The sequence below is a fragment of the Streptomyces katrae genome (assembly GCF_000966975.1).
GTDB lineage: Bacteria > Actinomycetota > Actinomycetes > Streptomycetales > Streptomycetaceae > Streptomyces > Streptomyces katrae.
The window spans coordinates 1-2,966 of the sequence record NZ_JZWV01001003.1; the positions used below are offsets into that span (position 1 = coordinate 1).

Genomic DNA, 2,966 nt, shown 5'->3' on the forward strand with positions numbered 1-2,966 from the left:
CGCAGCCTTGCGGGGGTGCGACGATCCAGGTCCTCCCAGGGCGGATCCTGGATGGGGGAGTGGCCGGCAGCTGGGATGTCAGGCGGTGAGCCGGTCCCGTGCGCCCGGCACCGGGCCGGGGGAGAGGCGGGTGAAGTGCTCGGTCCGGATGATCTGGTGGCGGTCGGCTTCGGGCAGGCGGGAGAGGATGCCCGGCAGGGCCCGTTCGCGCGCGACCTCACCACGGTGTGCAAGGATCGCCGCCCACTTCACCGGTGCCCACGGCGTGACATCGACGCTCGTGGTCACGTACGTGTCCGGCACGGCCAGGACGGCCTTTCCGACCCCCTCCAGCAACGGGCCGAGGAGGCCCACGCCGGACTCGGGATGCGTGAAGGCATACAGCGCGGACGGCTGCCACGGCGGGCCCGCATCGGGATAGAGATGCGCGAGACCGGCCGCTTCGACGGCGAGCAGGGTGATCTGATGCGTACGTACGTGGTCCGGGTGGCCCGTCAGCTGCCCGAGTGCGTCATGGCCGACGACCACGTCGGGCCTGAAGTCACGGATATGGGCGACCAGCCGCCCGACGGCCTCCTCCAGGGGCGCGTCGAGGAGCCGGGGCTGCGCGGGGGCCGCCTCAGGGTTGCGGGCGTCACCGTAGCCCAGCAGCCGCGGGGTGCCCGCGCCGAGTACGGAGAGCGCGTCTGCGAGCTCGGGAGCCCGGCGGCTGTCCGGAGCCCAGGTGGCGGTGACGACTGCGGTGCGGGCACCTGCGGCATGGTGCTGCGCAAGGACGCCGCCGGCGAGCAGAGACTCATCGTCCGGGTGTGCGAATACTCCGAGCAGGCTTGGTAAGGGCACGGGGGACTGTTCCTTCCTGTGGCGTTCGGGGGCTGGGCGGAGAGTCACCAGGGCAGCGGCTCCCCCTTGCGGAAGAAGCCCCCGGTGGGACCCGAGTCGGGCAGTGTCGCGGCCCAGACGACACCTGCGGCGCCTTGGTCGACCGGGTCGCCGCCCGGGCCGCCCATGTCGGTGGCGATCCATCCCGGACAGACAGCGTTCACCAGAATCCCCTCGGTGCGCAGTTCGTCGGCCAGCTTGCGGGTCAGGGCGTTGAGGGCTGCCTTCGAGATGCCGTAGGCGGGAGTGCCGCCGGACATCGATTCCAGGGACCCGGACTCGCTGGAGACGTTCACCACGCGAGGGTGGGGTGAGCGGCGCAGCAGCGGCAGGAACGCCTGGGTGGTCTGCCAGGCGCCGAAGAGGTTGGTCTCCAGGGTGTGGCGGACCTCGCCGAGGTCGACGGAGACGGCTCTGCGGGCGGTGTCGTAGTTGATGGCCGCGTTGTTGACGAGATGGCCGCGTTGTTGACGAGGACATCGAGGCGCCCGAACTCCCCCTCCACGCGGCGGGCGAGGGCACGGACGCTGTCGGCGTCGGTCACGTCCAGTCGGCAGGGCACCAGCGTCCCGGGCACTGCGGGGGCCATACCGGCAACGGCCCGCTCGGCGTCCTCCGGCCTGCGGGCGGACAGGAGGACCGTGTAGCCGAGCCCGGCGAGCTGACGCGCGGTCTCGTGGCCGATGCCCCTGTTGCCGCCCGTGACCAGCGCTACCGGTGCAGTGGTGCTCATGCTTTCTCCCCTTCAGCGGACGATCCCGAGTCGGAGAGCACGTTACGCAGGCGGCCTGTGGTGAGGGATCAGTCCACCGGCGCAGACGGGCTGCGGCTCTGGCCGTAGTCCTCAAGGACTTGTTGATAAGGGCGGCATAGGCAAGATCACGGCAGCCCAGGACATTGCCAGGTCATGCCGCTACGGAGAGTGACTATGTACGCCAGAGCGTTGCGTGAGGACGCCGCCGGTGAGCAGTGCCTCATCGTCCGGGTGCGCGAAGACTCCGAGCAGGCTCGGTAAAGGCACGGGGGGCCCGTTCCTTTCTGTGGGGTTCGGCGTTGAGGGCGGACGGTTTGATTGTGTGGGTGAGGGGGAGGAATGCGGGGCGTTACAGGAGTGGTGGGCGGCGGCCGGCGACGTCAGACGAAGGACGGTACGCCACTTAGGACCTGGCCGGCCGATCTTGAAACTCCAGAAGAGCCGACGCGGGCCCCGCCGCCACTGCAGTCCGGTAGCTCTCATCCACCAGGCGGACGAACACACGGTCACGTCGATCCCCAGCCTCCATGGTGCGGCGCCATCCCGACCCTTCGCGTTCCCACTGTTCCCGCGCGCTCTCCCCGCGAAAATGCCCGTCGAGCTTCACCGTGAGCTTCTCGATGGACAGATGGCCGATCCGGAAGCGCTGCAGCAGCTCTCCGAGAGCGAGAGACGTGATCAGATGCTGCTGATGCCGCTTGAAAGTCACCGGTGCAACGGGCGGTGACCATGCCAGGAGCAGATTCGGATCACTCAGGGCGAGTGTCGCGAGCTGGAGATGGCTGTCCCTGATGGCCTGCTCGTTGTTCGTCCGCGCCTGCCGGACCTGGTAGAGGAGCGAGAGGGCCACGCCCGCCAAGGCGAGGGCTGAGAGCACGACGGACACGGCACCGTACGTCTGGCTGATGTCACTGAGCCTTCCCCAGTCCGCGCTCGCCGGAGCCACAGCGGAAAGTAAGAAGGGTGTGGAGACGATCAGCCCCAGCAGTCCGAGCCCGAGCAGGCTGTACGCCACGGCCGTCAGTACCCGTGTCGTGCGCTGCGTCCTGCCGCTTCCAGTTGTCACATGTCCCCCAGACACTGACTGCCGGTTCGCTGACCAGCTTGAAGCCGGCGTCGACGCCGGGCAAGAGGCACTCAGGGCTTCCACTGATCGGCCGGACAGCTCCTGATCGGCCGACGCCCCCGACGACCTACGCTTCTTCGGCCTTCGTGCCTGTCCCCGAACTCGACCGCAAGCAACGGCACTTCTGATCCGGTGCCGAAGGGCCCTCGCGCAGGTCTGGCCGCTGCTGCCCCTGCGGGTCCGGTCGATCAGGCAGCCCAAGCT

General features: G+C 69.0%; 4 protein-coding genes. All 4 read right to left on the bottom strand.

What is annotated here, in order from left to right; all coding sequences use genetic code 11:
• Positions 1-78 precede the first annotated feature (78 nt).
• On the bottom strand, positions 79-843 hold the full coding sequence (locus VR44_RS31125; protein ID WP_045950966.1) for a PIG-L deacetylase family protein: 765 nt from the start codon (positions 841-843) through the stop codon (positions 79-81).
• A gap of 44 nt (positions 844-887) precedes the next feature.
• A complete protein-coding gene (locus VR44_RS31130; protein WP_425424550.1) occupies positions 888-1,259 on the bottom strand; it encodes an SDR family NAD(P)-dependent oxidoreductase in 372 nt (123 codons plus the stop codon).
• The gene (locus VR44_RS49285) at positions 1,175-1,615 is read right to left on the bottom strand and encodes an SDR family NAD(P)-dependent oxidoreductase (RefSeq protein WP_425424549.1); all 441 of its coding nucleotides are present in this window, start codon (positions 1,613-1,615) and stop codon (positions 1,175-1,177) included. Before VR44_RS49285 ends, VR44_RS31130 begins: the two co-directional genes overlap by 85 nt.
• Positions 1,616-2,039: 424 nt before the next feature.
• On the bottom strand, positions 2,040-2,651 hold the full coding sequence (locus VR44_RS31135) for a DUF6082 family protein (RefSeq protein WP_045950967.1): 612 nt from the start codon (positions 2,649-2,651) through the stop codon (positions 2,040-2,042).
• Between the last annotated feature and the right edge of the window lie 315 nt (positions 2,652-2,966).

Bases quoted from the DNA above. Each gene is read 5' to 3' on its own strand.
- VR44_RS49285 (WP_425424549.1), bottom strand. From the start codon at position 1,615: ATGAGCACCACTGCACCGGTAGCGCTGGTCACGGGCGGCAACAGGGGC.